This window comes from Enterobacter cloacae complex sp. S3 (assembly GCF_014930495.1).
GTDB classification, from domain to species: domain Bacteria; phylum Pseudomonadota; class Gammaproteobacteria; order Enterobacterales; family Enterobacteriaceae; genus Enterobacter; species Enterobacter asburiae_B.
In genome coordinates this window covers 1-1,443 of sequence record NZ_JADBRD010000077.1, presented here as the reverse complement: position 1 = coordinate 1,443, position 1,443 = coordinate 1, and the positions used below count along the sequence as shown (strand labels likewise).

Below are 1,443 nucleotides of genomic sequence, written 5' to 3'. Positions count from 1 at the left end.
TGTACTGACCCCAAAAAGTTGGACAGTTAAACACGAGGCACATAGGTCTGGGTTCGATATTCAATTGGACTCAGACCTTTTAATTTCAGGCTAATTCTTCTGCTGTTGTAGTAGTCAATATATTCCGTAACAGCATCCTTCAGTTCGCTTATATTACTGAACTCGTCAAGATAAAAACACTCCGACTTTAAGGTTCCAAAGAAACATTCCACGACTGCATTATCCAGACAATTGCCTTTTCTGGACATGCTCTGTGTAATGCCTTGTTCTTTAAGGATGTTTTGATACCTTCTCATACGATACTGCCATCCCTGGTCAGAGTGCAGAATAGGATGCTCGTGAGGCTTAAGCTTTTTGAATGCCTGATCGAGCATATTCTCGACCATGTTCATCACAGGTCTTTCCGACAGGCTGTAAGAAATAACTTCGTTGTTGAAGAGATCTATTACTGGAGACAAATACAGCTTTCGCCCATTGACTGCAAATTCAGTAACGTCGGTAACCCACTTCTCGTTTGGCCGTGTAGCCTTGAAATCCCTTTGGAGAACATTGGGGGCGGTTTGCCCTACCTCTCCTCTGTAGGAGCTGTATCGCTTGACCTTAATCGCTGCCTTAAGCGAGAGGGTTCCCATCAGGCGCTGAACGGCTTTATGGTTAATCCGTTCCCCGTCTCGATGGAGAGACAACGTTACCCTACGGTATCCGTAACGACCTTTATTCTCGTGATAAATCTCACCAATACGCTTTTTAACATCCGCATACTTATCAGGCTTGCTGAGAGCCTTTAGATGGTAATAAAACGTACTGCGCGGTATCTCCGCTGCCTTGAGAAGCTCATCAAGAGGGTAAAACTGCCTTAGCTCGTTGAGTACTTTCACTTTTTCGCGGGATGAGCTAAGGCTTTCAGCTTTTTTAGATACGTAAGCCGCATTTCAAGGAATCGAACTTGTCTTTCAAGATCCTCAATACGTCGGTCTTTCGACAGCTCCAATGCTAACGCCGCTTTTTCTGGATCAACTGACATTGTAATGTTTCTTTTGGTGCCGATCTTGAGTGCGCGTAAACCAGCTTCTCCGTGCTCCTCATAGACTTTCAGCCACTTGGCTACAGAACCACTACCAGCAAGCATAAAGTGAGCAGCAGCCTGATTGAGGGACATCTGCTGCTCGGTCACGGCTTTCACGACCTTAATGCGCAACTCTGGATCAGCACTAACGCCTTTAGGTTTGGGAATTAAACCTTTTTCTCCATGTTTTTCATAGAGGGCAACCCACGTCCTGACCTGGGTTCGAGGCACACCAAAACGTGCAGAGATGATCCTGTAACCATCATCAGTTGTGAAGTAGTGATTCACGACTTCAAGGCGCTTTTCGAAGGGGTATTTTGGCTTTGACATATCAGGGACTATTCCATTTCATCGTCCAACAAAATGGGTGCAGTACA

Annotated in this window: 1 protein-coding gene; it reads right to left on the bottom strand. The window is 45.4% G+C overall.

Annotated features, from left to right (window positions below; all coding sequences use genetic code 11):
• Positions 1-26: 26 nt before the first annotated feature.
• Positions 27-1,396, bottom strand: a protein-coding gene (locus IM317_RS23300) for an IS3-like element ISKpn8 family transposase (RefSeq protein WP_085949440.1) whose coding sequence is annotated in 2 segments (ribosomal slippage) — positions 27-916 and positions 916-1,396 — 1,371 coding nt in all. Because the reading frame shifts where the segments join, the coding sequence is not laid out codon by codon here.
• Positions 1,397-1,443 lie beyond the last annotated feature (47 nt).